We start from the raw sequence: 24,249 nt of genomic DNA, 5'->3' as shown, positions 1-24,249 counted from the left end.
TCCTTTTTAAAAAATTTCCAATTATTTAATGCTGTTCCCATCAAATACAAAACGAATATCATACGAAGCGTTATAATTAATAATTGGGATATTAATTTTCACCTTGCCATTTAGTTTTTTTGACAAGTCAGCACCTTCAAATTCTACAACTCTAGTATTCTCTTTTGTATTTTCACTTAACACAGTAGCTTCTACGAATTGACCATTTTTTTCTACTTGTAAACTTTTAATAGAAGTACTATCTTTCACTTTGAATGAAACATATTGTTTTCCATCTTTAACTGTTAATGTTGCCGGACTTTCAAAATAACTATTCATTCTAGATGATTCATCTTTATCGCCTTTCCATACAGTAAAAGCAATATTATATTTTCCATCAGCTAATTTTGTAGCAGCTTTTGCATCTTGTAACCCTAGTGTTGCTATAAACGTAAGTAAGACAGCAAATACGGCAATAATCATTTTAAATTGTTTAAACATATATTCATCGCCCTTCCAAAGATTTATTTACCTAACTCCACTTTACGAACTAAGAAAACACCTGAAATAAGAAGTAATGCTGCAAATAATCCGATACGTGCTTCATCACTTGTTTTTGGGTTATCTGTTTTTTCAGCTTTCCCACTTTCATTTGTTCCTTTATTTACATCTTTGTTTGTTTCTTTGCTCTCTTCTTTCTTCACTTCTTCTTTTACTTGTGTATTTTTTTGAGTTTGATCTTCATTTTTTGTTGCAGCAGTTGCCTTATTCTCTCCACCTACTGCTTTTACATTTGCATCAAACGCAAAGCGAATTGTGTAGTTATGGTCATAATTTACGTTCGGTACAACAACATGAATTTTTACAGCTGCTGGTTTAGATAAGTCGTCTATTTTAAACTCTACAGTTCTTTTATCTGCAGATTCATCTTTACTAACAACTTTTGCATCAACAAAGTTCCCGTTCTCTGGTGCTTTAAATTCTGTAATCCAAGCACTATGATTCATAGGAATTTGTACTCTCATCTCACCATTTTTTACAATTAACTTAGCTGGTTTTTCAAAATAATCATTTGCCATTGAAGCTGAATCATTTTCTGCTTTTTGTATGACATAGTTAATATCGTAAGTACCGTCAGCTACATTTGCCGAAGCTTGTCCGAATGGCACTACGAGAAAAGCTAGCATACATACGAATGTCATAATAAAAGCGGGTAATACCGAAAACTTTCTCATTTACCTTACTGCCTCCTTGTTTTTCTTTTTTGAAAATGATAATTATTCTCAATATATAAGAAAAAAAATAATCTTTCTATCTCTATTTTATAACGAGTAACACTATGTAGTTAGAAATATATTGATTATCATTCTCATTGATAGACAAAAAAATAATCCCACCAATTTTTCCTATAAGAATAAACATAAAACTCTTTCATCATTTTATTGATTATCATTCTCAACGAATTTCAAAAAAAATAAACCGCCTAATTCTATCGTTTTATCACCTCTTCTTACAAAAATGATATAGTCATAGAAAACCTCTTCCCTTCCAATATTTCCACAACTAAGTCAATCTTAGCCTACTGGTAATTTTTTTGTCAACTATATTACGTATAAAATTTTTAATATCTGAATTCTTCTATATATAATTTTTCTACAAAAAAAGAGGCTTTCTTTTAAAGAAAGCCTCTTTCCCTTATTTTTCTACAGCAATTTCTTGCTTTTGAAATAAAGAAACTACATATCCAATTGCAATTCCAATGATACCCGGAACTAACCAACCAATCCCTACACTATATAATGGAATTTTATCTAAAATAGGAGCAAGGGCCGCTACTTGAAGATTGGCATTATGCAATCCATCAAAGAAGCTAATTGCAAATGCGCCTACAATACCGCCTACATACATAGCTAATGGAAGACGAATATAGTTTTCAACAAGTGATAATACGATCAGTACGATACCAATTGGGTAAATTGCAATTAAGATTGGTAATGCTAATGCGTTTAACTGAGTTAAACCAAGATTTGCTACCATAAATGCTAATAAAGAGAAAATGAAAATGACTTTTTGATAAGAAAGCTTTGGTAATAACGAAGAAAAATATTCTCCACAAGCTGCAACAATACCGACAGAAGTTGTTAAGCATGCTGCTGTAATTGCGATACCTAGTAATAATGTTCCGTAGCTACCAAATAAATGATTCACGACGTTTGTTAAAATAATTCCGCCGTTTGCTCCCATTCCAAGTGAAACACTAGAAGCTCCAAGGTAAGCAAGTGCTAAATAAACAAGAAGTAAGCCAAGTGCTGCAATAAATCCTGCAAAGATTGTTACTTTTGCAATACTGTTCTTATTTGTAATGCCTTTTGCTTTTAAAGCATTGATCACAACATTTCCGAAAACAAGTGCTGCAAGTCCATCTAAAGTTAAATATCCATCAATAAAACCTTTAAAGAGCGGGGCACTATACGCTTCTGTAGGGGCACCAAACTCTCCCATTGGAGTCATAATTGCTTTCGCTACAATAATTGCAATAACAGCTAATAAAATTGGAGTTAACACTTTACCAATGCGCCCCACTAATTTCGATGGGTTTAATGCTAAATAGAAAGTAACCGCAAAGAAAATAAATGTAAAGATAACAAGTGGATACGATTGACCAGCTATCTCACTTGGTAAAAACGGTGCAACACTCATTTCATAAGCAACAGTCCCTGTACGTGGCACACTAACAAATACGCCTAAACATAAATAAATTGCAGTAATGAAAATTAGCGCGAATAGAGGATGTACACGTCCTGCTAATTCATTAATATCTCCCTTTAGAGCTATAACAATAACTCCTAATAAAGGCAGTCCTACACCTGTTACGATAAAGCCAAATAACGCGATCCATACATCTGTTCCAGCACCTTGCCCTAACGCTGGTGGGAAAATCATATTACCGGCACCGAAAAACAGTGCAAATAACATTAAGCTTATTGCAAACATCTCAGAAAACTTTAAAGATGACTTCATTTCTACTACCTCCTAATTATTTCATTGACAAAATATTCCGAATTAAAATCCGTCACATATCCTCTTTCAAGCATACTTCCCCGTAAAAGAACGCAAAAAACACCCGTCCCTAACAAAGGGACGAGTGTTGAAATCGTGGTTCCACCCTTATTCTAATAAAATGAATTTATAACGAAATAAGCTCATTTTATAGCTCGTGTAAATTGATAACGGTTTTATCCGCCAAGAATTACAATGCATCTGCAGTTCACTCTTGAAGTTTAGAGGTGGTAAGTTTGTCTTTCCGTATTAGGAAGCTCACAGCCTAAGGCTTCCCTCTCTGAGAATCGTCAAAAACAACTCATGTCCTCATCATTACTTTTATAAAATATGTTGTCGAAACTTGTTGTTTTTTATTATATGGGCTATTTTTTAAAAAATCAATAGTTTTATTTTTTCTGACAAAAAAATATAGGGAGAAAACTTTCCTCCCTATAACTGCCCTATTAATATTTCTAATTCCTTAGGTGTAATGTCTCGCCATTTTCCAGCTTCAAGCTCATTTAGCTCTATATTCATAATGCGTACTCGCTTTAGCTTTGTTACAGTAAATCCGAAAGCACGACTCATTCTACGAATTTGCCTATTCATTCCTTGCGTTAAAACGATGCGGAATGTAGACTGATTAACTCTCGTCACTTTACATGGCTTCGTCATTCCATCTTTAATCTTTACACCGCTGGACATCTCATCAATAAACCAATCTGTAAACGGCTTATCAACAGCGACAACATATTCTTTCTCATGCTCATGATCACCGTGCAAAATTTGATTCGCAATCGCACCGTCATTCGTTAATAAGATGAGTCCTTCCGATGCTTTATCTAATCGTCCAACAGGAAAGATTCGTTCTGGATAATCGATATAATCAATAATATTATCTTCAATATGTTCGGCTGCTGTACAAGTAATTCCGACTGGTTTATGGAAGGCAATATACACCTTTTCTTTCTCTTCTTTTACAATAACTTGCCCATCAATTGTTACAATATCACCTTCATTAACGAGTGCACCGTGCGTACATACTTCACCGTTAATACAGGCACGTCCTGCTTTAATGAGACGGTCTGTTTCACGTCTTGAGCAGGATTTTGCTTCGCTTATGTATTGGTTGATTTTCATGTTTTGTTCCTTTTCTTATAGATTAAAAGCGTCAATCCATGGCAATATCATTATGCCAAGATTGACGCTCCTTTACTTCGCAAAAACAACTAAATAAATAACCCCAATTACCAAAAATATTCCGCAACAAGCTAACAATACTTTTGCAAGTTTGTCCATAAACATATAATGGTTTCCCCTTTTGTTTGGTTGTTTGCTATTTTAATTCGACAACTGTTACGCCTAGGCCTCCCTCGCCCATGTCACCGTAGCGGTAGGTTTTCACACCGCGATGTTTCTTCAAGTAATCTTGTACACCTTGGCGAAGCGCTCCTGTTCCTTTACCGTGAATAATTGATACACGAGGATAGCTTGCAAGCTGTGCATCGTCTAAATATTTTTCAACGCGCATCATTGCATCTTCATAACGTTCGCCGCGAAGGTCTAGCTCTAACGACACGTGATAATCTCTACCCTTCACACTTGCGACTGCTTTTTTCTCAGTTTGCTTCGGTGTATTAATGTATTCCATATTGGATTCTTTCACTTTCATCTTCAGAATACCAATTTGTACGCTCCACTCTGTATCACTTACTTTTTCAAGCAATTGACCTTTTTGACCGAACGTTAACACTTTTACTTCATCACCTGATCGTAACTGTTGTTTTGGCGCTGTGTTTTTCACGTTTACTTTTTGTTTCTTCACAAGCTCTGGCGCCGCACCTTCTAGACGGCTCTTCGCTTCAATAAGCTCATGGTCTTTCACGTTTATAAGCTGTGCTTTACGCAATTGACGAAGTTCTTGAATAATGCCTTCTGCTTCTTGCTTTGCAGCTTCGACTTTTTCTTCCCCTTCTTTTTGCGCTTTTAATAATTTTTCATCGCGCTCATCGTTAAATTCAATAATTTGACGTTGTAATTCACGATGAAGTTTTTCAGATTGCTTACGATGCTCTTCCGCTTCTTTTCGTTCGCGCTCTGCATTTTTTTGGCTTTCTTCTAGCTTTGCAATCATATTTTCGATTTTGTTCGTATCTGTACTAATATGGTTACGAGCGCGATCAATAACGCGATCAGACAAACCAAGACGCTTCGAAATTTCAAAGGCGTTACTACGTCCTGGTACACCGATTAATAATTTGTACGTTGGGCTTAATGTATTCACATCGAACTCAACGCTCGCATTAATAACTTGCTCACGATTGTATCCATATGCTTTTAATTCTGGGTAATGCGTCGTTGCAACAACGCGAGCACCACGGTTACATACTTCATCTAAAATAGAAATCGCTAGTGCAGCCCCTTCTTGCGGATCTGTCCCAGCACCTAATTCATCAAATAGGACTAAACTTTCAAAATCAGCTTTTTCTAAAATATCTACAATGTTTACCATATGAGAAGAGAATGTACTTAAATTTTGTTCAATCGATTGCTCATCACCGATATCAGCAAAGATGTTTTTAAATACACATATCTCTGATTCATCCATTACTGGGATATGAAGACCAGATTGCGCCATTAAGACACAAATACCGACTGTTTTAAGTGTAACTGTTTTACCACCTGTATTCGGTCCTGTAATAACGATTGTTGTAAAGTCTTTACCAAGCATAATGTTATTTGGCACGATAATTTCCGGATCAATAAGCGGATGGCGTGCTTGTTTTAAATCCATGTAGCGTTCATTATTTACGATTGGCTTCGTCGCTTTAATTCGCTTCGCATAAAGAGCTTTCGCAAAAATAAAATCAAGATTTGCAACTACTTCTACGTTTGATAAAACAATATCAGCTTCCACTGCTACTTCTTCCGTTAACATCATTAAAATGCGTTCTACTTCTTGTTTTTCTTTCACACGTGCTTCTTGAAGTGCGTTATTTAATTCCACGATTACTTGCGGTTCGATAAATAATGTTTGTCCAGAAGCAGATTGATCGTGAACAATACCACCATATACACCGCGGTATTCTTGTTTTACCGGGATTACGTAGCGTTCGTTACGAATCGTTACAATTGCATCTGATAACATTTTTTGCGCGTTTGAAGAACGCGTCATGTTTTCTAATTTCTCACGAATACGGCTTTCCGCAGTACGAATTTGATTACGAATACCACGCAATTTGTCACTTGCGCTATCGACTACTTCACCGCCGTCACCAATACAATTTGTAATCTTCTTTTCTAAATCATATAAAGACACAATTTGTGCGACATGTGTTTCTAAAATTGGAAGCTCAACACCGTTGTCAATCATATCGTCAATGAAACGTTTCATTTGGCGACTACCGTACATCGTACTTGCGATTTCAATTAATTCATGAGGACTTAACATACTTCCAATTTTCGCACGCTTAATATTTGCACGAATATCAGAAATCCCTCCAAGTGGTACATGTCCTTTTAAACGGATGACTTTCGCTGCCTCATCCGTTGTTTCTTGCAATTCCACAATTTCTTCAAAATCTGTGCTTGGCACTAAATTCTTCACTTTATCACGACCAAGTGAAGATGCTGTATGTTCAAGTAATTGTTCTTTTACTTTATTGTATTCTAATACACGCAACGTTCGTTCTAACATGTTGCAGGTCCCCCCTGTATTACTTATTACGTTTAATATAGTCTAATAAACGTTCAATATCCCATGTGTTAATCACGTTATCTTTTTGAATCCAACCTTTACGCGCTGCTGCTACACCTGTTTCCATATCTTCTAACATTTCAAGTGTATGGGCATCCGTATTAATCGCTACTTTTACACCAGCATCTTGTGCTTGTTTTAGTAATTTCGCGCTTAAATCTAGACGGTTTGGATTTGCATTTAATTCTAAAACTGTATTTGTTTCTTCTGCGAGCTGGATTAATAAATCTGTATCTACATCGTAACCCTCACGGCGCCCAAGAAGACGTCCTGTCGGATGAGCAATCATTGTGACATGCTTATTCTCAAGTGCAGTGCGAAGACGCTTCATAATCGTTTCACGGTCTTGTGAGAAGCTAGAGTGAATGGCGCCAATGACATAATCTAGTTCTGCTAATACTTCATCGTCAAAATCAAGTGTCGCATCTGGTAAAATGTCCATTTCAATCCCGCGCAAAATTGTAATGTCTGGATACTTTTCATTCATACGTTCAATTTCTTTCGCTTGTTCACGAAGACGCTCTTTCGTTAAACCGTTTGCTACTTTCAAGTATTGCGAGTGATCAGTAATTGCCATAAATTTATATCCACGAGCGCGGCACGCTTGCACCATTTCTTCAATTGAAAAAGCACCGTCACTCCACGTTGTATGCATATGTAAATCACCCTGTATATCAGAGAACTGAATTAAGTTCGGATACTCTTTAATTAATTCAATTTCTTTTCCATCTTCACGCACTTCTGGTGGGATGAATGGAAGGCCAAAGTGGGCGAAGAATGCTTCTTCTGTTTCGAATGTTTTCACTTCACCTGTCTCTAAGATTTCCACACCGTATTCACTAATTTTCTCGCCTCTATCTTTCGCAATTTGGCGCATTTTTACGTTATGGTCTTTTGATCCTGTGAAATGGTGAAGAGTTGTAATAAATTCTTCTGGTTTTACTAAGCGGAAGTCAATTGAAATATCATATTCATATTGAAGACGAACAGATACTTTCGTATCTCCACTTGCAATCACTTCAATCATATTATCAAATTGTAGTAAATGTTCACGCACTACTGCTGGCTCTGTCGTTGCAATGATGAAATCTAAGTCCTTCACTGTCTCACGAACACGGCGTAAACTACCAGCGCGTGAGAAACGAATTATTTCAGCAACATTCGACAATTTCTCCTCTATTTCCCCGGCAATAGGCAATACCATCGCAATTGGTAAACGCTCTGGACGAGAGCCTACTTGATCAATTGCTTCTAATATTTTCTCTTCTGTTTTCTTACCGAATCCAGCTAAAGCTTGTACTTTATTTTCTTCACAAACAGCTTTTAACGTTTCCATATCAACAACACCAAGTTCTTTGTATAACTTGGCCACCTTCTTACCACCAAGGCCTGGTAGTTTTAATAGTGGTAATAAACTGCTTGGTACTTCTTTTTCAAGTTCTTGTAGTACTTCAGATGTTCCCGATTCTATATATTCTTGAATAACTGCTGCTGTTCCTTTTCCGATACCTGGAATCTTTGTGAAATCTTCAATTTCAGAAAGACTACGGTCATCACTTTCTAGTGCTGCCGCCGCTTTACGGAATGCAGATATTTTAAATGGATTCGCGCCCTTTAGTTCCATAAATAGGCCGATTGTCTCTAGTAATTTGATAACTTGTTTTTTATTCACTTTCATCATTTCCCCGCCTTTCTTTCATAGAAAAAAACTTCTCTTTCCGAAAAAAGAGAAGTTACACTCTGCTACCTGTCTGCCATAGTTCCTTCACCTTTTCAGAAAGAATCGGTGTATCGTCTACAATTATTTTGCTAATTGATGATTTTTGTAATGGTGTTTGTATTTGTTCAATTGGAAGAATTGTTCCAACAATAATTAAGACAAACAGAATGATATACACTTCTAAAAAGCCAAGAAGTGCCCCAGCAACCGCATTGACTTGCTTTAAAACTGGGATTTCTGCAAACATATTCAGTAAATTACCAAGTAGTGAAAGTGCGATTTTTGTAATAATAAATAATACAATAAACGCAATTGCTTGATAGAAGACACCCTCAATATTATTCGCATCTATCCATTCTGGAACAGATACATTCTTATCGAATGGATACGGAATAAATTTCGCAAGCGTTGGCGCTAAATCTTTACAGTACCAGTATGCAACGAGGTATGCGATAATAAAGCTTGTTAACTTTACAAGTTGCAAAATAAATCCTCTGCGTAAACCGAGGAAAAATCCCATAACAAGCAATAAAATGATAATAATATCAATCATGTTTATTCCATTCCTTTTTGTGTCATACTTTCTTTCAACTTCTCATGTTCTTCTTTTAATTTTATGTAATCGTGTATGACGTTTACCGCCGTCAATACCGCTAGTCTACTCGTATCAAGCGAAGGATTCTTGGCATTGAGTTCGCGCATTTTATCATCCACAATCGCTGCTACCATGCGGATATGACTTGTACTTTCATCGCCAACAACTGAATACTGTTGGCCATATATTTCTACATTAATTCGACTTTTATTTCCCTTTTGTTGTGACAACTCACCGGCCTCCAATCACGTACAGAATCCTAAAGTTTATCATACCATGAACCATCATAATATGGAAACAGAAAGAACAATCCGATATGATAAAAATAACAACATAAAAAAGGAGCGACCATTTTGTCAAATTCTATCGTAATACAAACAAGTTCTACAGTAATTGAAGACATGAAACAACAATACAAACAAGCACTTAGCCCCAAAATTCCGCAAGGCGGTATCTTTATGGCAAAGGTTCCATCTTGCACAATTACAGCCTATAAATCAGGGAAAGTAATGTTTCAAGGTGGACGTGCTGAAGCAGAGGCTTCTCGTTGGCAAACTGTCTCTCAAACACCAAAATCCGCTGTAAAAAAATCGGTCAATTCGCATCAATATGCACCACCTTCTTCTATTGGTACAATGTCGATTTTAGGGTCCGATGAAGTAGGTACTGGAGATTTCTTTGGACCGATGACAGTTGTTGCTGTATATGTGGATGCGAAGCAAATTCCACTTTTAAAAGAACTCGGTGTAAAAGACTCCAAAAACTTAAATGATGCTCAAATTGCTGAGATTGCAAAACAACTCCTTCACGTTGTTCCTTACAGCTCCCTCGTTCTTCATAATGAAAAATATAACGAGCTATTTGATAAAGGAAACAACCAAGGTAAACTAAAAGCTTTACTACATAACAAAGCCATCACAAACTTATTGGCTAAAATTGCACCTACAACACCTGAGGGTATCTTAATCGACCAATTTACACAGCCTGATACATACTATAAATATTTAGCGAAACAAAAACAGGTACAGCGTGAAAATGTTTACTTCGCTACAAAAGGTGAAAGTGTCCATTTAGCAGTAGCCGCCGCTTCCATTTTAGCTCGTTACTCATTCGTAAAACAATTTGACGAACTAAGCAAAAAAGCTGGTATGCAACTTCCGAAAGGTGCTGGTAAACAAGTTGATATTGCCGCTGCTAAATTAATTCAAAAAGTCGGTAAAGAAAGACTACCTGAATTTGTGAAAGTGCATTTTGCTAATACAGAGAAGGCGTTTCGCTTATTAAAATAGTATCGACAAAAACAGGAGCCTACAAACTCCTGTTTTTTGTTTCGCTTTAGTCCACTCTACTATCACCTATGTATTTTTGTTATAATTAAAATATACATATTTTTCAAACATATGAGTTCCTATGACTACTTCTACAAATGATTCTAGATATTTTACTAGGTGATCCACACGAAAGACAGTTCGAAATTAGAGAAAACATTCAGCTACTAAGTGAACAACCAGTGTTCAACGATTTAATAGAGCGCTATGGCCGATCTTTCTTATTAAACTTTCGGATTCGAAGATTTAGCGTGAAACACGTTGCCCGCTTATTAATACATAATCCAGTAAAGCTACAACACTTCTGTGAGGAACTTGAATTTATGATTAGAAAAAGAGGATTGTTTAAATAAGGAGGTAATTCATATGAACTCTGTTAAAGTTAAAAAGATATTATATATTTTAGTACACCTCGTGTTCCCTCTTTCTTACCTTACAATCTCTATCATTTGGGGAGCTTTTTTCACTTCCAAATCCACATTCGAAAATATATCTGATAATCTTTGTGTTATGGCCATCTATTACGTTCTCATGAGCTTACTGTGGTTTTTCTATTTAGATCGATTAGACAAAGATGTAGATAAAATTACAAAAGAGATTAATGATAATAAGATGTAATACATAAAAAAAGGAGAGCCGCCAAGACTCTCCTTTTTTTATGTTAGCTTCGTTTCAGCTTCTTATTTGATGAAGATACTTTATGAGAACCTGTTTCATGTGTCGTCGTTCCTTGTCCTTCTACTTCTGGAGAACCTAGGCTTGATCTTGAATGATCTTTTTTCACTTTTTTACTCATTTATATTCACCCCTTCGCGTTACTTTTTGCTATGGGGTAATAAAGTGAAACTTTAATCAGTGGGGGTTTTGTTCATCCCCCACTGATTATTAGTTGAACCAATCGGGCTTTTACGGACAGTTGACCCCCACCTAACTTCTTTGCTTTCGCTGAATTTTGAGGTGGGGGTCTTACTGCCCGTTAATGCGGGGTAAACTATTCAAAATAAAAAGCGAGAGGAAATCCTCTCGCTTTTTCATATCTTAAAACTCAGAAGAACCTGGAGTTCTTGGGAATGGAATTACGTCACGGATGTTAGCCATGCCAGTGATGTACATTAGGAAGCGCTCGAAACCTAGACCGAATCCAGCGTGTTTTGTACCGCCGTATTTTCTAAGTTCTAAGTACCACCAGTAGTCCTCTTCGTTCATACCTAATTCTTTAATTCTGTCTACTAAAACGTCCATTCTTTCTTCACGTTGGCTACCGCCGATTAATTCGCCGATGCCAGGAACTAGAAGGTCAGTAGCTGCTACTGTTTTACCATCTTCGTTCATACGCATGTAGAATGCTTTAATGTCTTTCGGATAGTCAGTTACGAATACAGGGCGTTTGAAGATTTCTTCTGATAAGTATCTTTCGTGCTCTGTTTGTAAGTCAATACCCCATTCTACTGGGTATTTGAATTCAGCACCTGATTCTTGAAGTACTTTAATTGCTTCTGTATAAGTGATGCGACCGAAGTCAGAGTTGATTACGTTGTTCATGCGCTCTAGAACTGTTTTATCAACGAAGCTGTTGAAGAAGTCCATTTCTTCTGGTGCATGCTCTAGTACGTATTTCATTGCATATTTCAGCATATCTTCTGTAAGATCCATTACATCGCCTAACTCAGCGAATGCAATCTCAGGCTCAACCATCCAGAACTCAGCTGCGTGGCGAGTTGTGTTTGAGTTTTCTGCACGGAATGTAGGTCCGAATGTGTACACATCACGGAACGCTAATGCATAAGCTTCAGCATTCAGCTGTCCACTTACTGTTAAGTTTGTTTCTTTGCCGAAGAAGTCTTTTGACTCGTCAACTTGTCCGTCTTCACCTTTTGGTACGTTGTTTAAATCTTGCGTTGTTACGCGGAACATTTCGCCTGCACCTTCTGTATCACTACCAGTAATAATTGGTGTGTGAACATGTACGAATCCACGCTCTTGGAAGAATTGGTGAATCGCAAATGCTGCGATAGAACGCACACGGAACGTTGCAGAGAATGCATTTGTTCTTGGACGTAAGTGAGCGATTGTACGTAAATATTCAAACGTATGACGCTTCTTTTGAAGTGGGTAATCAGAGTCTGATAAGCCCTCGATATCAATTTTTTCTGCTTTAATTTCAAATGGTTGCTTCGCTCCAGGCGTTGCAATTACTTTACCTTCTACTTTAACTGAAGAGCTTAGTGGAAGCTTTGCAATTTCTTTGAAGTTCTCTAATTCTGTATCGAAAACGATTTGAACACCTTTGAAGAAACTACCGTCGTTTAATTCGATGAAACCAAATGCTTTTGAATCACGTAAGTTACGAATCCAACCCGATACTTGTACTGTTTGATCTGCGTATTTATCTGTATCTCTATACAGACTTTTTACTAATGTGTTTTCCATAGTAAAATTCTCCTTTACTCATATATTTAAATACAAAAAAACCTTTCATCCATAAAGGGACGAAAGGTTAAACTTCGCGGTACCACCCAATTTGTCATAAAGACCAACTTTAACTCGTATGTAATACATACTTCCCGGTTTGTAACAGGCCGGATTCCCGTCTAAGTCTACTCTTGAATACAAGTTTCAATTTCGGTTAGCAACTCCAAGGTGTTCTTCACATATACCGCCTCATCAGGCTCTCACCGTCCCTGACTCGCTTTGGATTATAGTATATACTACTTTTCCTTATCATCGTCTTTCGTTTTGTTAAACTAAAATTAATGTACTACATTCGAGAGAAAGATGCAAGATGCCAGAAAATATATCAGCGATTTTCGCAATATATCGACCGTAACTCCAAATATATCAGCGATTTTTATAATATATCGATCATAACTCCAAATATATCGGCGATTTTTATAATATATCGACTTACCGACATTTTCCGACAATCGTGCCATAAAAAAAATTGCCGGACTTAATCCGGCAATTTTTTATTACTTACGTAACTCCGCACCAAATTTCTCTTCTACCGCTGTTAATACACGGTTATGTGCTTCTGTTACTTCTTCGTCTGTTAATGTACGTTCTGCATCGAAGTAGTTCATAGAGAATGCAAGTGATTTCTTGCCTTCTTCCATTTTTTCACCTTCGTATAAGTCGAATAGTGCTACGTCTTTCAGAAGTTCTCCGCCAGCTTCAGCAATGACTTGCTTCATTTCACCAGCTTTTGTTTCTGTTGTTACTACAACAGCCATATCACGTGTCATAGATGGGAAACGTGGAATTGCTGAGTAGTAAGTTCCCTCAGCGTCTGCACCGAATACTTTTGCAAGAGATAATTCGAATACGAATGTATTTTTCACATCTAATTGTTTTTCTGTTTCCGGGTGCAATTGACCGATGAATCCGATTGCTTCACCATCTAATACGATGTCAGCTGTACGGCCTGGGTGCATACCTTCACGTTTTGCTGGTGCATAAGTGATTTGATTTGCCACGCCAAGTACGTCGAATAATCCTTCTAATACACCTTTAACAACGAAGAAGTCTACAACTTTCTTCTCACCTTGCCATGCATGGTGAAGAGCAAGACCTGTCATAACACCCGCAAGATGTTGTTCTTCTTTCGGAAGTTCTCCTGCTTCTGTTGGTAAGAAGATAGAACCTACTTCATATAATGCAACGCTGTCGTTTTTACGTGCAACATTGTATGAAACTGCTTCTAACAATTGTGGCACTAAGCTTAAACGAAGTTGGCTACGCTCTTCGCTCATTGGAAGCGCAAGATTTACAGGAGCTTTTTCGTTCGGCTCAACCATATATTGTTTCGCTTTGTCAGCGCTTGTTAATGAATATGTGATTGCTTCATATAAACCAGCACCTTCTAGGAAGCGGCGTACTTTACGACGTTTCGTTTGTGCTGATGTTAATTTACCACGTGTCATTGTTCCAGATGGTAATGTAACTGGAATGTGATCATAACCATACAGACGACCTACTTCTTCTACTAAGTCTTCTGAAATTGTAATGTCAGGACGACGTGCTGGTACATTTACATGGAATGTTCCTTCTACTTCTGTGAATGGGAATTTTAAGTTTGTGAACATTGTACCCATTTCACTCGCAGAAATATCTGTACCTAATACACGGTTTACTTTTTCAGCTGTAACAGATACTGTACGTTCTTGTACTTGTAAGTTATCAGCTTCTACTACACCTTCAAGTGCTTCTCCACCAGCGTATTTCGCCATTAAAGCAGCTGCATGTTGAATTGCTTCAAATGTACGTGTTGGGTCGATTCCTTTTTCAAAACGTGCACTTGATTCGCTACGAAGACCTAAGTCTTTTGATGTACGGCGCACTGTTTGACCTGCAAAGTATGCAGACTCAATTAGAACGTTTACTGTCTCGCTATCAACTTCAGAATCCGCTCCGCCCATTACACCAGCAACAGCTAACGCTTTTTCACCGTTTGTAATAACAAGGTGGTGGCTTTGTAACGTACGTTCTTGATCATCTAACGTTTCAATTTTTTCGCCTTCTTTTGCAAGACGAACAACGATTTCTTTTGAACCTAATTTATCGTAATCGAATGCATGTAACGGTTGACCGTATTCCATTAAAATGTAGTTTGTAATATCAACTACATTACTAATTGGACGAATGCCAGCTGCCATAAGACGAGTTTGCATCCACATTGGTGATGGACCAATCTTTACGTTCTTCACCATTTTTGCAATATATAATGGGTTTTCTTCTTTCGCTTCTACACTTACAGAAATGTAATCAGAAGTTTTTTCTTCTGTTTCTTGTAAGTCGATAGCTGGAAGTTTTACTTCACGGCCGTAAATAGCAGCTACTTCATATGCAACACCTAACATGTTTAAGCAATCTGCACGGTTTGGTGTTAAACCAAGCTCAAGTACTTCATCATGTAAATTTAAAATTTCAAGTGCATCTGCACCAACTTCAGCAGCACTTGGGAAGATGAAGATACCGTCTGCATATTCTTTCGCAACGAATTTCCCATCAATACCAAGCTCTTGAAGAGCACAAACCATACCGTGAGAAGCTTCCCCGCGTAGTTTTGCTTTTTTAATTTTGAAGTTACCAGGAAGTACAGCGCCAACTTTTGCAACTGGTACTTTTAAACCTTTTGCAATGTTAGCAGCTCCACAAATAATTTGAACCGGCTCTTCTTCACCGATATCGATTAAGCATTTGCTTAATTTATCAGCTTCTGGGTGTTTTTCACATTCTAATACGTGACCAACTACAACACCCTTTACACCTTTATTTAATACTTCAACACCTTCTACTTCAATACCACTTTTCGTGATTTTGTCTGCTAGTTCTTGTGCTGTTACATCTTTAATATCTACATACTCTTGTAACCAACGATATGATACGAACATATTTATCCTCTCCTTCCCTTACGCTCGTTTGAATTGTTGTAAGAAACGTACATCATTTGTATAGAAATGACGAATGTCATCTACGCCGTATTTCAACATTGCGATACGCTCTGCGCCCATACCGAATGCGAAACCTTGATATTCTTTTGAATCATAACCAGCCATTTCAAGTACGTTCGGGTGAACCATACCTGCTCCTAAAATTTCGATCCAACCAGTCCCTTTACAAGTGCCACAACCTTTACCGTGACACATCATACAAGAAATATCCATCTCTACAGACGGCTCTGTGAATGGGAAGAAACTTGGACGAAGACGAATTTCACGATCTTCACCGAACATCTTTTTCACGAATACTTGCAGTGTACCTTTTAAGTCACTCATTCGAATGTTTTTATCAATTACAAGACCTTCAATTTGCATGAATTGGTGTGAATGCGTTGCATCATCGTCATCGCGGCGATACACTTTACCAGGACAAATAATTTTAATCGGTCCTTTTTCTTTATTCTTTTCCATCGTACGTGCTTGCACAGAAGATGTATGTGTACGTAGTAACGTTTCTTCTGTAATGTAGAATGTATCTTGCATATCACGCGCTGGGTGATCTTTCGGTAAGTTTAATGCTTCGAAGTTGTAGTAGTCTTTTTCTACTTCTGTGCCTTCAGCTACTTCATAACCCATACCGATGAATACATCTTCAATTTGTTCAACAACTGCTGTTAACGGATGGTGACAACCTGTTTCAACAGGACGACCTGGCAGTGTAACATCAATTGTTTCAGTAGCTAATTTCGCCTCAATTACTGCTTTTTCTAAGTTACCAATTTTGTCTTCTAGACGCGTTTGAATCGCTTCACGTACTTCATTTACTAATGCTCCCATACGTGGACGCTCTTCTGCTGATAATTTTCCCATGCCGCGTAATACTTCTGTAATTGGACCTTTTTTCCCTAAATACGCTACGCGTACGTCGTTTAAGCCCTTTAGCTCTTTCGCTTCTTCAATAAGCTCTAACGCTTTTTGCTTTAGCTCTTTTAAACGTGCTTCCATTTGGAACCCTCCTAATTTTAAAAATAAAAAAACCCCGCTCCCAAAAAGGGACGAGGTAAATTCGCGGTACCACCCTAAATTGACAGAACAAGTCTGCCCACTCATTAGTTATAACGATCAATTCTGACCGGAACGCCTTTACATATAAATGGTCCTGGCGCCAACTCCAGAGGTGAATTCACTTCCATCTACCATAAGAATGCTTTCAGTCTACGGCACTCTCTCCCTATATGGCGATTTTGTAAGCTACTCTTCTCTATCAACGTTTTTCATTAATATACTTTTATTATATGTTCAAAAAAGTTCGATACTCATTTCACCACTTTTTTATGAACATGTACTTCAACTTATTATAAGAAGTTTTTTATCGATTCGCAACTGGGCTTTGTAAATAATACGTTAAAATCCCTGCTGCAACCGCAACATTTAATGATTCTGCCCCGCCGTAAATCGGAATATACAAGTTTTGATCACTTTTCGCAAGAATTTCTGGGCGTACGCCGCTTCCTTCATTCCCTACAATTAATGCAAAACTTCCAGCCGGGGTTACTTCACCAAATGGAACTCCATTTTCAAGAGCTGTTCCATATACAGGGACGTTATTTTCTTTTAACTTGTCTACCCATTCTTCTAAGTTCCCTTTCACAACCGGTAAGTGGAAAATAGAACCTTGTGTAGATCGTAGTACTTTACTATTATAAACATCAACGCACCCTTCTCCAAGCACAACGGCATGAATACCCGCTGCATCCGCTGTACGAATAATCGTTCCCAAATTACCTGGGTCTTGAAGGCCGTCTAATAAAAGAAATTTCCCATCAGTAAGAGCTACTTCTTTCTCATGTTTCTCACAAACAGCAAATACACCTTGCGTTGTTTCTGTTTCGCGAAGTACTTTTACAATTGCTTCAGGCACAATATACATTTCAACATCATTAACTGTCCAATCTTTCGGAAGATCTGTCTGATCTGAAACGATAAGTTCTGTTACAACTCCTGCCTTTAACGCTTCCTCTACTAAATGGAATCCTTCTACAAAAAATAAAGCTTTGTTATCGCGCTCTTTTTTCGTCTGCAGCTTTTTCCACTGCTTCACACGCGGGTTTTGTACTGAATCAATGTTTTTCATAATATGTATTTCCCTCTCTTCTTGTCTTATCATTATAGCCTATTTTTCATACATATTTACATAAAAAAGAACAAAAACTAACGTCAGTTTCAATTCTGAAGAAGAGGTGAAGATAATGAGTTTTAATTTACGCGGCGCGGTATTAGCGAATGTATCTGGAAATTCACAAGATCAATTACAAGAAACGATTGTCGATGCAATTCAAAGCGGTGAAGAAAAAATGCTTCCAGGTCTTGGCGTTTTATTCGAAGTCATTTGGAAAAATGCTGATGAAAATGAAAAACACGAAATGTTAGGAACACTGGAGCAAGGATTAAAAAAATAAGCAATAAAAGGTCACCTTAGAAAAAAAACTAAGGTGACCTTTTATTTCTATAAAATTTTTCTTCTCCTAAACATTTCTACTTTACTAACGCTACCCCGATGGAGTACAATGTTCAAAATACATTTAAACCGATCGATTTTTCTTCATGTACATCATTAGATAAAAGGAGTGAATGTTTTATGCAACGTATTACGCTTGAACAAGTTTTTAAACATCACATTACACAAAAATATGTAAACCGTTCTGGAATGGTCCACGCGATTGCTGTCGCTTACCATGCGTTTCACTTAGCCAAAAAGCATCACGCCTCAGTCGATGCTGCGACAAAGGCTGGCTTCCTTCATGATATCGGACATCATACGTGGTACACAGGCGGCGAATGGGACTATGACTTGTATAAAAAGAATGATATACATGCGATTAAAGGGGCAGAAAGATCTCATAAATTGCTTATTAGATTAGGAGAACATCCTAAACTAGCAAAAGAAATTTCTATTGCGATTCTTCTTCATACAGATTCTTTCTTAGTACAGCAAGAAATTGAAAGAACATCTCTTCAAAACATTATTAAATGGGCAGACGAAGCAGATGAAGAACCGGGCGGAGCGCACCATTATAGAACGATTTCTTACGAAAAAGCATTGAAAGCTATTCAGCAATTAGACCGATTGGTAGAGCGTGAATTACAAATAGAGCAAAAGAAATTGAATGACAAGGCAGAACATACTTATCAATGAGAAAGAGGCATCACTATAGGGTGATACCTCTTTTATTATTTTGCGAAAAATACACCTTTGTATGTAATATTTAAATGTTACACCTAAAAGCAAAATACTTTATAATTAAATATACAAATATAAAGAGGTGATTTTACAAATGCAACCCGCTACACAACTTTCTAATGAACAGAAATACTCTATGTCATGGGGACAATTTATTAGCTCCGTTTTATTCGCTTTTTTCGGAACCGGACTTATTACTGTGTTCCTCGCAATGCCCTTAACAATTTATACAGCCGGTCTTACAGATAAAAAACAAATTGCCCTGTATGAATCTATTGCAAATACTGCAAGTATCGTATTACAACTAGCCGTGTTGTTATTCTTCATTTTTAAATTCGAACCCGCAAAAAAATTACTACTAAAATCTTTTAACTTTAAAGTACTTAAAGAATGGCGTACATACGTATACTTACTTCTTTTCTTCGCTATAAACATTATACTCAATTACATCTTGTTAAATTATGTGTTCCAAGACGCAACAAAGCAGCAATCTTCCGCACTAAACTTAGACGTTTTTAAGCAGTATCAAATATTATTACTTCTCGGCTTCGCTATACTCACACCAATTTTTGAAGAGCTGATTTTCCGTGGTTTTATACTTCGCTTCTTCTCAGAACGCTTTCCATTTTGGATTGCAGCTATCGTAACAAGCTTCTTCTTCGGTATCGCTCATACATACTCACTTGGAGTAATGGTAATTACTTTCTTCATGGGATTATTAATGGCTATTTTATGTAAAAAAACAAAATCCATTATTCCAGCTATGTTATTTCATATTATGAATAATATGTTAGCATTCTTGAGTTAGAAAGAGGTGTCATCGCGATACCTCTTTCACTCTTTTATCACAACTTCAAACTCTTCTTCCTTTAACACTTTTCGATAATTCGTTTTCTTTTCTCCCTCTTCACCAGAAGTTAGGACAGGGGTCAGTACAATTTTTGTTACACTGTCCTCTAGCTTTTCAAAACGCCAATAACTATTTTCCGCTAATGTATGACCTGAAACTGGTTTTAACTCTTTCCCATCTTGATCTTTTACAGTAAATGTCACATCTAACTTTGTTCCGTTCATCATTTTATAATTTAACTTCGTAGATACAGGAGACACTTTCAAATCTTCCACTTCTATTGTTTGACCATTTTCCAATTTAAAATGTTTATGGATTGGGATTGTTTTCGTTTCAGCTTTTAATTTTTCTCCAGATGCCTTAAAGGAAAAGCCCCATTCTCCTTTTATTGAGGTTTTATCTTTTAACGGCATAAGTCTTCTATATATAATTTGTATATCTAGTTCCCCATCCAATTCCATTGGCTTCATTTGTGAATCTTTCAAATTTGTAGTAGTAAAAAATGTGTATGTATAATCATTTACTCTTTGTTTACCTCCACCACCACTACCATTTAACTCTTTTCCATTTATATAAACATCTGGGTACGGTAAAAAAATATCTCCCAGATTAACACTGTTAGACTTAAACGTACTATTAACAATAATCTGCCCTTCATCTATCATCACTTCATCTAACCTTACTTCTACACCGTTATCATAAACCGTTTGTCCTATTGTCGTTTTATATTCTTTTAAAGGTTCTCCTCTACTGTTTACGTAGTCTTCCATTTTACTTCCGATTAACGGTATATCTGCAATCATCCTTCTCATATCTACAGTCATCATCATGATAAATAATGCCGCAGCCGATGTTACAATAGCTATATTACGTTTCGTATGACCTTTGTTCTTTCTTATCTTTTTGCTAATTCGCTTTTGTATTTTCTTTTTCTCTATATGAGTTAAGTTAACTTCTTTATATTCATTTTCATCAATTTTTATATCATTTAACATTTCATACGGATCTTTCATTTCCTTCACCTCTTTTCTTATTTACTTCATTCGATTATGTAAAAATAATGCCCTTAGCTTCTTCCGGCCTCTCGACAGACGATTGTATATAAAAGAAGTTTTCATCCCCATTTTCTCTGCAATATCTTCTACACTGTCTTCTTCAACGTAATGCTTCATAAAGATTTCTTTATCGTTCTTCTTTAAATGATCTAATATATGTTCCATATCATTACTAATTTCATTTTTAGTAGTATCGGTATGTACCGCTATTTCACCTATTTGATCTAATCCTTTTTCATTTACTGTCTTCGCATATTTCCTCGCATAATCGATAGATTTATATTTTGTAATAGCTGCAATCCAATTTTTTAAAGTATTTTTCTCCTCATCATACTTTTCAATATGATTCCAAATTGCCAATAACACATCATCCATGCATTCCTCTTGTACATCTTGAAAAGAGGCTAAATGCTTCTGAATAATACTTTTTATAAGTCCGCCGTACCGGTCGATAATAAAATATAATGCTTTTTCGTTCCTTTTCCGTAGTTGCATTGCAACGTTCTCTTCTGTAATTTTCATATGTCCCCTCCTCTCTAACGTTCTCTACATCTATTAATTCGTATCGTTGCTTCTCATTTCTATCAATTTATACATATTTATTAATAATATCCAAAATAAACCTCATGTAGTAAAATATAACTTAATTCACTTAAAGGAGTTTACATATGTTCAGTATTATTTGGATACTTTTTACGCCACTGCTCTTACTATGCGGGATTGCTGGTGGTATTTTTTTAATGGTAACAGGAATTAAATATCGGAAATTACTTGTTATCTTAATGGGGATTATTTGCTTTTCATTCGTTATAATGCCTTTTATTTTTTTGAACAAAGGGATCAATGGAGAGACCGTTCTCCACATTTCACCTGTCCTATATTGGATACTTTTCTCTCTAGCTGGTTTATTAGCAGGATTGAATGGGGTACGTTCAAAAATTAAGAGTATACGCAACATGGGATTCATTATTTTCTCAATAGGACTGTTTGCAGCTATTTGCTATCAACTCATGTCCATGCCTGATTCATCTTTTATTCGTTAAGGAGTTATTACATATGGAATCTACCAACTTATTTATTTGGCTTATCTTAGCCCCTATTTTGTTATTATGTGAAGGCATCGTTGGCATTTTTTTAATTATTGCTGGCATTAAATATCGTAAATCACTTACTATTATAGCTGGTTTAATTAGCATATCGCTTATCGTTGTTCCTATCATTTGTATAGGTTTTGGAATAGATTTAAAGGGGATGGTTCCAATTTCAGGAACTTTATATTGGTGTTTCTTCTCTTTAGCTGGACTATTAGCTATTATAAGCGGAGGGCAAATATCGAGTATTCGTTCTATGGGGACAATTTTGTTTATAACAGGGCTGTGCTCCGTAACTGGTTATCATTTTTTATATCTCACTCTTTAAAAAGACAAAAAAGCAGGGAAATTAATTCCCTGCTTTTCTATTTGGTTTATTGCCTGATGGTAAAAAGAACGATAACACCCAAGCAATACCGGCTAGTATAGTTGCAATTAAGAAGGCATCGTTAATACCGTTAATTGCAGATAGCTTTGAAATTTGTCCGAATAATAGTTGTGTACTCATCGCATCTCCTGCTTGAGCTGATCCGGCTAATGCCGCTAAGCTTTGGCCCATACCGTGTACTTTATCAACTAAAATCGGGTTTGACGTTGTTAACATATTGCCGTAATCCGCTACGTGAGCAGTAGTTTGTTGCGTCATAAGCGTGATTAATATCGCTGTTCCAATTGAACCAGCTACTTGTCTTGACGTATTTTGCGTTGCTGTACCGTGAGAAATTAATTTCATCGGCAGTGCATTCATACCAGCTGTCATAATTGGCATCATAATGAATGACATACCAATTGAGCGTATAATATAATCCGTCATAATAACGCTATACGGTGTATCCATCGATAACGTTGTAAATTTATATGTCGCAAATGTTGTAATGGCTAATCCGACAATTGCTAACGGACGAATACCATACTTATCAAATAGTTTACCTGCAACTGGTCCCATGATCCCCATAATTAATGATCCTGGAAGTAATAATAAACCAGATTCCATCGGTGTAAAACCGCGAATGTTTTGCAAGTATACTGGAAGTAATAACATACCTCCGAATAAGGCCATCGTTACAATCGCGTTAATTACTAATGTGAAAGTGAACGTCGGATATTTAAATACTTGTAAATCGAGCATTTTATTGTCTGTTGTTAACTCTCTCCAAATAAATACAGCTAAACCAATGACACCGATGATAAGTGTTATAACAACTTCTGCACTAGTCCAGCCATTATTTCCAGCTTCACTAAATCCGTACAGTAAGCTACCTAGTCCAATACTTGAACTAATAACACCGAATACATCTAACTTTGTTTTAGACACTGGCTGAGCTAGTGTAAAGAATTTTAAAGATAAGAACGTAATAATTAAACCGATAACAAACATCCCATAGAACATTAAGTTCCAGCTATAGTTTTCAATTACCCAACCTGTTACAGTTGGTCCGATAGCTGGTGCTAAAATCATCGCTACCCCAAGTAACCCCATAGCTGCTCCGCGTTTATTAGGCGGGAATAATGTCATGAAGATATTCATACCAACTGGCATTAAAATACCCGCACCAACCGCTTGAATAACACGGCCTGTCATCATCATTGTAAAGTTTCCTGATGTAGCACAAATGATAGATCCTACAGTGAAGAATAACATTGCTGCTATGAATAATTTACGATACGTAAATCGTGAAACTAAAAATGCACTGATTGGTACTAAAATTCCGTTTACAAGCATGAAGCCTGTAATTAACCATTGTGCTGTTGAAGTTGATACGTTAAATTCATTCATTAATGGAGGCAGTGCAACATTAATGATCGTTTGGTTTAAAATAGAAACGAACATACCGAGAATTAATACAGCTACAACTGCCTTTACATTCACATTCTCTACCGGCAATTGTCTCTTCAGCATTTCTTTTTCCTGTTTTACTTGCTCTTGCTTCCCTGTTTCTAATTCCACTACGTTAGAAGCTTCTGCTTCTTGTTTTTGTTCAAGTTCTTTCTCTACTGTTTCTGCTTGACTTACTTCTATCTTACTTACGGCTGGGACTTGTTCTTCTCCCACATTCGTTTTTTTCTTTCGTAAAAGACGATTTACAAGGAAGAAGACGATTATACAAAATAGTGCATATCCTACAATTGCAATTGAGGACATCTCATCTCCC

General features: G+C 36.7%; 24 protein-coding genes and 3 other annotated features. Of the genes, 8 read left to right on the top strand and 16 right to left on the bottom strand.

Annotated features, from left to right (window positions below; genetic code table 11):
- Window positions 1-21 precede the first annotated feature (21 nt).
- The 8 genes from MR066_RS22010 to zapA all read right to left on the bottom strand — a co-directional run bounded on the left by MR066_RS22010 (window position 22) and on the right by zapA (window position 9,323).
- Window positions 22-480, bottom strand: coding sequence for an NEAT domain-containing protein (locus MR066_RS22010; protein ID WP_242248517.1), 459 nt, complete (start codon window positions 478-480; stop codon window positions 22-24).
- Window positions 481-503: 23 nt separating this feature from the next.
- Entirely contained in the window at window positions 504-1,214 is a 711-nt protein-coding gene (isdC, locus tag MR066_RS22005) for a heme uptake protein IsdC (protein ID WP_242248516.1), read from the bottom strand.
- A 460-nt stretch (window positions 1,215-1,674) separates the two neighbouring features.
- Window positions 1,675-3,000 carry a branched-chain amino acid transport system II carrier protein BrnQ6 gene (brnQ6, locus tag MR066_RS22000; RefSeq protein ID WP_012261785.1) on the bottom strand — a complete coding sequence of 442 codons (1,326 nt, stop codon included), beginning with the start codon at window positions 2,998-3,000 and terminating at the stop codon, window positions 1,675-1,677.
- A 113-nt stretch (window positions 3,001-3,113) separates the two neighbouring features.
- Window positions 3,114-3,364 (bottom strand) — a binding site (T-box leader).
- 107 nt (window positions 3,365-3,471) lie between these two features.
- Window positions 3,472-4,161: a 23S rRNA pseudouridine(2604) synthase RluF gene (locus tag MR066_RS21995; protein WP_012261786.1), complete on the bottom strand. Its 690-nt coding sequence runs from the start codon at window positions 4,159-4,161 to the stop codon at window positions 3,472-3,474.
- Between the two features lie 196 nt (window positions 4,162-4,357).
- Window positions 4,358-6,718, bottom strand: a complete 2,361-nt coding sequence (locus MR066_RS21990; RefSeq protein ID WP_012261787.1) for an endonuclease MutS2 — start codon at window positions 6,716-6,718, stop codon at window positions 4,358-4,360.
- Window positions 6,719-6,737: 19 nt separating this feature from the next.
- Window positions 6,738-8,456 (bottom strand): DNA polymerase/3'-5' exonuclease PolX, encoded by a 1,719-nt coding sequence (gene polX, locus MR066_RS21985; protein WP_242248515.1) that lies wholly within the window; start codon window positions 8,454-8,456, stop codon window positions 6,738-6,740.
- 55 nt (window positions 8,457-8,511) lie between these two features.
- The gene (locus MR066_RS21980) at window positions 8,512-9,051 is read right to left on the bottom strand and encodes a CvpA family protein (protein ID WP_002034246.1); all 540 of its coding nucleotides are present in this window, start codon (window positions 9,049-9,051) and stop codon (window positions 8,512-8,514) included.
- Window positions 9,052-9,053: 2 nt separating this feature from the next.
- Window positions 9,054-9,323, bottom strand: a complete 270-nt coding sequence (zapA, locus tag MR066_RS21975; RefSeq protein WP_002088902.1) for a cell division protein ZapA — start codon at window positions 9,321-9,323, stop codon at window positions 9,054-9,056.
- Between the two features lie 123 nt (window positions 9,324-9,446).
- On the opposite strand from zapA, the gene rnhC reads away from it, so the two are divergent.
- The 3 genes from rnhC to MR066_RS21960 all read left to right on the top strand — a co-directional run bounded on the left by rnhC (window position 9,447) and on the right by MR066_RS21960 (window position 11,039).
- A complete protein-coding gene (gene rnhC, locus MR066_RS21970; protein WP_242248514.1) occupies window positions 9,447-10,382 on the top strand; it encodes a ribonuclease HIII in 936 nt (311 codons plus the stop codon).
- A 137-nt stretch (window positions 10,383-10,519) separates the two neighbouring features.
- On the top strand, window positions 10,520-10,774 hold the full coding sequence (locus tag MR066_RS21965; protein ID WP_242248513.1) for a hypothetical protein: 255 nt from the start codon (window positions 10,520-10,522) through the stop codon (window positions 10,772-10,774).
- Between the two features lie 13 nt (window positions 10,775-10,787).
- Window positions 10,788-11,039 (top strand): hypothetical protein, encoded by a 252-nt coding sequence (locus tag MR066_RS21960; protein WP_002143326.1) that lies wholly within the window; start codon window positions 10,788-10,790, stop codon window positions 11,037-11,039.
- Between the two features lie 43 nt (window positions 11,040-11,082).
- Here the strand turns inward: MR066_RS21960 and MR066_RS21955 are convergent, their stop codons facing one another.
- The 5 genes from MR066_RS21955 to MR066_RS21935 form a co-directional block, all read right to left on the bottom strand.
- Window positions 11,083-11,217 (bottom strand): YuzL family protein, encoded by a 135-nt coding sequence (locus tag MR066_RS21955; protein ID WP_242248511.1) that lies wholly within the window; start codon window positions 11,215-11,217, stop codon window positions 11,083-11,085.
- A gap of 242 nt (window positions 11,218-11,459) precedes the next feature.
- Complete coding sequence (gene asnS / locus MR066_RS21950) at window positions 11,460-12,851, bottom strand: asparagine--tRNA ligase (RefSeq protein WP_002034242.1); 1,392 nt, start codon at window positions 12,849-12,851, stop codon at window positions 11,460-11,462.
- 52 nt (window positions 12,852-12,903) lie between these two features.
- Window positions 12,904-13,155: a binding site (T-box leader), on the bottom strand.
- A gap of 235 nt (window positions 13,156-13,390) precedes the next feature.
- Window positions 13,391-15,811, bottom strand: coding sequence for a phenylalanine--tRNA ligase subunit beta (gene pheT / locus MR066_RS21945; protein ID WP_242248509.1), 2,421 nt, complete (start codon window positions 15,809-15,811; stop codon window positions 13,391-13,393).
- Between the two features lie 18 nt (window positions 15,812-15,829).
- Window positions 15,830-16,864, bottom strand: coding sequence for a phenylalanine--tRNA ligase subunit alpha (gene pheS / locus MR066_RS21940; RefSeq protein WP_002015457.1), 1,035 nt, complete (start codon window positions 16,862-16,864; stop codon window positions 15,830-15,832).
- A 43-nt stretch (window positions 16,865-16,907) separates the two neighbouring features.
- Window positions 16,908-17,136: a binding site (T-box leader), on the bottom strand.
- Between the two features lie 92 nt (window positions 17,137-17,228).
- Entirely contained in the window at window positions 17,229-18,026 is a 798-nt protein-coding gene (locus MR066_RS21935) for a TrmH family RNA methyltransferase (protein WP_242248507.1), read from the bottom strand.
- An 82-nt stretch (window positions 18,027-18,108) separates the two neighbouring features.
- Between MR066_RS21935 and sspI the strand changes: the two genes are divergently transcribed.
- The 3 genes from sspI to MR066_RS21920 all read left to right on the top strand — a co-directional run bounded on the left by sspI (window position 18,109) and on the right by MR066_RS21920 (window position 19,908).
- A complete protein-coding gene (gene sspI / locus MR066_RS21930) occupies window positions 18,109-18,318 on the top strand; it encodes a small acid-soluble spore protein SspI (RefSeq protein WP_000009511.1) in 210 nt (69 codons plus the stop codon).
- 179 nt (window positions 18,319-18,497) lie between these two features.
- On the top strand, window positions 18,498-19,055 hold the full coding sequence (locus tag MR066_RS21925) for an HD domain-containing protein (RefSeq protein ID WP_242248506.1): 558 nt from the start codon (window positions 18,498-18,500) through the stop codon (window positions 19,053-19,055).
- Between the two features lie 139 nt (window positions 19,056-19,194).
- On the top strand, window positions 19,195-19,908 hold the full coding sequence (locus MR066_RS21920; RefSeq protein WP_242248504.1) for a CPBP family intramembrane glutamic endopeptidase: 714 nt from the start codon (window positions 19,195-19,197) through the stop codon (window positions 19,906-19,908).
- Window positions 19,909-19,934: 26 nt separating this feature from the next.
- Here the strand turns inward: MR066_RS21920 and MR066_RS21915 are convergent, their stop codons facing one another.
- Together MR066_RS21915 and MR066_RS21910 are read right to left on the bottom strand one after the other, a co-directional pair.
- Entirely contained in the window at window positions 19,935-20,963 is a 1,029-nt protein-coding gene (locus tag MR066_RS21915; protein ID WP_242248502.1) for a DUF4179 domain-containing protein, read from the bottom strand.
- A gap of 21 nt (window positions 20,964-20,984) precedes the next feature.
- Window positions 20,985-21,527 carry a sigma-70 family RNA polymerase sigma factor gene (locus MR066_RS21910; protein ID WP_002034234.1) on the bottom strand — a complete coding sequence of 181 codons (543 nt, stop codon included), beginning with the start codon at window positions 21,525-21,527 and terminating at the stop codon, window positions 20,985-20,987.
- A 146-nt stretch (window positions 21,528-21,673) separates the two neighbouring features.
- On the opposite strand from MR066_RS21910, the gene MR066_RS21905 reads away from it, so the two are divergent.
- Together MR066_RS21905 and MR066_RS21900 are read left to right on the top strand one after the other, a co-directional pair.
- Window positions 21,674-22,048 carry an ammonia permease gene (locus MR066_RS21905; protein WP_242248501.1) on the top strand — a complete coding sequence of 125 codons (375 nt, stop codon included), beginning with the start codon at window positions 21,674-21,676 and terminating at the stop codon, window positions 22,046-22,048.
- Between the two features lie 13 nt (window positions 22,049-22,061).
- A complete protein-coding gene (locus MR066_RS21900) occupies window positions 22,062-22,424 on the top strand; it encodes an ammonia permease (protein WP_242248500.1) in 363 nt (120 codons plus the stop codon).
- A 21-nt stretch (window positions 22,425-22,445) separates the two neighbouring features.
- Here MR066_RS21900 and MR066_RS21895 read toward each other — a convergent pair whose 3' ends face one another.
- Window positions 22,446-24,239, bottom strand: a complete 1,794-nt coding sequence (locus tag MR066_RS21895; RefSeq protein WP_242248499.1) for a DHA2 family efflux MFS transporter permease subunit — start codon at window positions 24,237-24,239, stop codon at window positions 22,446-22,448.
- Between the last annotated feature and the right edge of the window lie 10 nt (window positions 24,240-24,249).

Source organism: Bacillus cereus group sp. BfR-BA-01523 (assembly GCF_022662615.1).
In the GTDB taxonomy this organism is placed as follows: domain Bacteria; phylum Bacillota; class Bacilli; order Bacillales; family Bacillaceae_G; genus Bacillus_A; species Bacillus_A mycoides.
The sequence above is the reverse complement of the archived record's forward strand: the minus strand, read 5'-3'. Positions and strand labels throughout refer to the sequence as shown.

Bases quoted from the DNA above. Each gene is read 5' to 3' on its own strand.
- MR066_RS22010 (WP_242248517.1), bottom strand. From the start codon at position 480: ATGTTTAAACAATTTAAAATGATTATTGCCGTATTTGCTGTCTTACTT.
- isdC (WP_242248516.1), bottom strand. From the start codon at position 1,214: ATGAGAAAGTTTTCGGTATTACCCGCTTTTATTATGACATTCGTATGT.
- brnQ6 (WP_012261785.1), bottom strand. From the start codon at position 3,000: ATGAAGTCATCTTTAAAGTTTTCTGAGATGTTTGCAATAAGCTTAATG.
- MR066_RS21995 (WP_012261786.1), bottom strand. From the start codon at position 4,161: ATGAAAATCAACCAATACATAAGCGAAGCAAAATCCTGCTCAAGACGT.
- MR066_RS21990 (WP_012261787.1), bottom strand. From the start codon at position 6,718: ATGTTAGAACGAACGTTGCGTGTATTAGAATACAATAAAGTAAAAGAA.
- polX (WP_242248515.1), bottom strand. From the start codon at position 8,456: ATGAAAGTGAATAAAAAACAAGTTATCAAATTACTAGAGACAATCGGC.
- MR066_RS21980 (WP_002034246.1), bottom strand. From the start codon at position 9,051: ATGATTGATATTATTATCATTTTATTGCTTGTTATGGGATTTTTCCTC.
- MR066_RS21965 (WP_242248513.1), top strand. From the start codon at position 10,520: ATGATTCTAGATATTTTACTAGGTGATCCACACGAAAGACAGTTCGAA.
- MR066_RS21960 (WP_002143326.1), top strand. From the start codon at position 10,788: ATGAACTCTGTTAAAGTTAAAAAGATATTATATATTTTAGTACACCTC.
- MR066_RS21955 (WP_242248511.1), bottom strand. From the start codon at position 11,217: ATGAGTAAAAAAGTGAAAAAAGATCATTCAAGATCAAGCCTAGGTTCT.
- asnS (WP_002034242.1), bottom strand. From the start codon at position 12,851: ATGGAAAACACATTAGTAAAAAGTCTGTATAGAGATACAGATAAATAC.
- pheT (WP_242248509.1), bottom strand. From the start codon at position 15,811: ATGTTCGTATCATATCGTTGGTTACAAGAGTATGTAGATATTAAAGAT.
- pheS (WP_002015457.1), bottom strand. From the start codon at position 16,864: ATGGAAGCACGTTTAAAAGAGCTAAAGCAAAAAGCGTTAGAGCTTATT.
- MR066_RS21935 (WP_242248507.1), bottom strand. From the start codon at position 18,026: ATGATAAGACAAGAAGAGAGGGAAATACATATTATGAAAAACATTGAT.
- sspI (WP_000009511.1), top strand. From the start codon at position 18,109: ATGAGTTTTAATTTACGCGGCGCGGTATTAGCGAATGTATCTGGAAAT.
- MR066_RS21925 (WP_242248506.1), top strand. From the start codon at position 18,498: ATGCAACGTATTACGCTTGAACAAGTTTTTAAACATCACATTACACAA.
- MR066_RS21920 (WP_242248504.1), top strand. From the start codon at position 19,195: ATGCAACCCGCTACACAACTTTCTAATGAACAGAAATACTCTATGTCA.
- MR066_RS21915 (WP_242248502.1), bottom strand. From the start codon at position 20,963: ATGAAAGATCCGTATGAAATGTTAAATGATATAAAAATTGATGAAAAT.
- MR066_RS21910 (WP_002034234.1), bottom strand. From the start codon at position 21,527: ATGAAAATTACAGAAGAGAACGTTGCAATGCAACTACGGAAAAGGAAC.
- MR066_RS21905 (WP_242248501.1), top strand. From the start codon at position 21,674: ATGTTCAGTATTATTTGGATACTTTTTACGCCACTGCTCTTACTATGC.
- MR066_RS21900 (WP_242248500.1), top strand. From the start codon at position 22,062: ATGGAATCTACCAACTTATTTATTTGGCTTATCTTAGCCCCTATTTTG.
- MR066_RS21895 (WP_242248499.1), bottom strand. From the start codon at position 24,239: ATGTCCTCAATTGCAATTGTAGGATATGCACTATTTTGTATAATCGTC.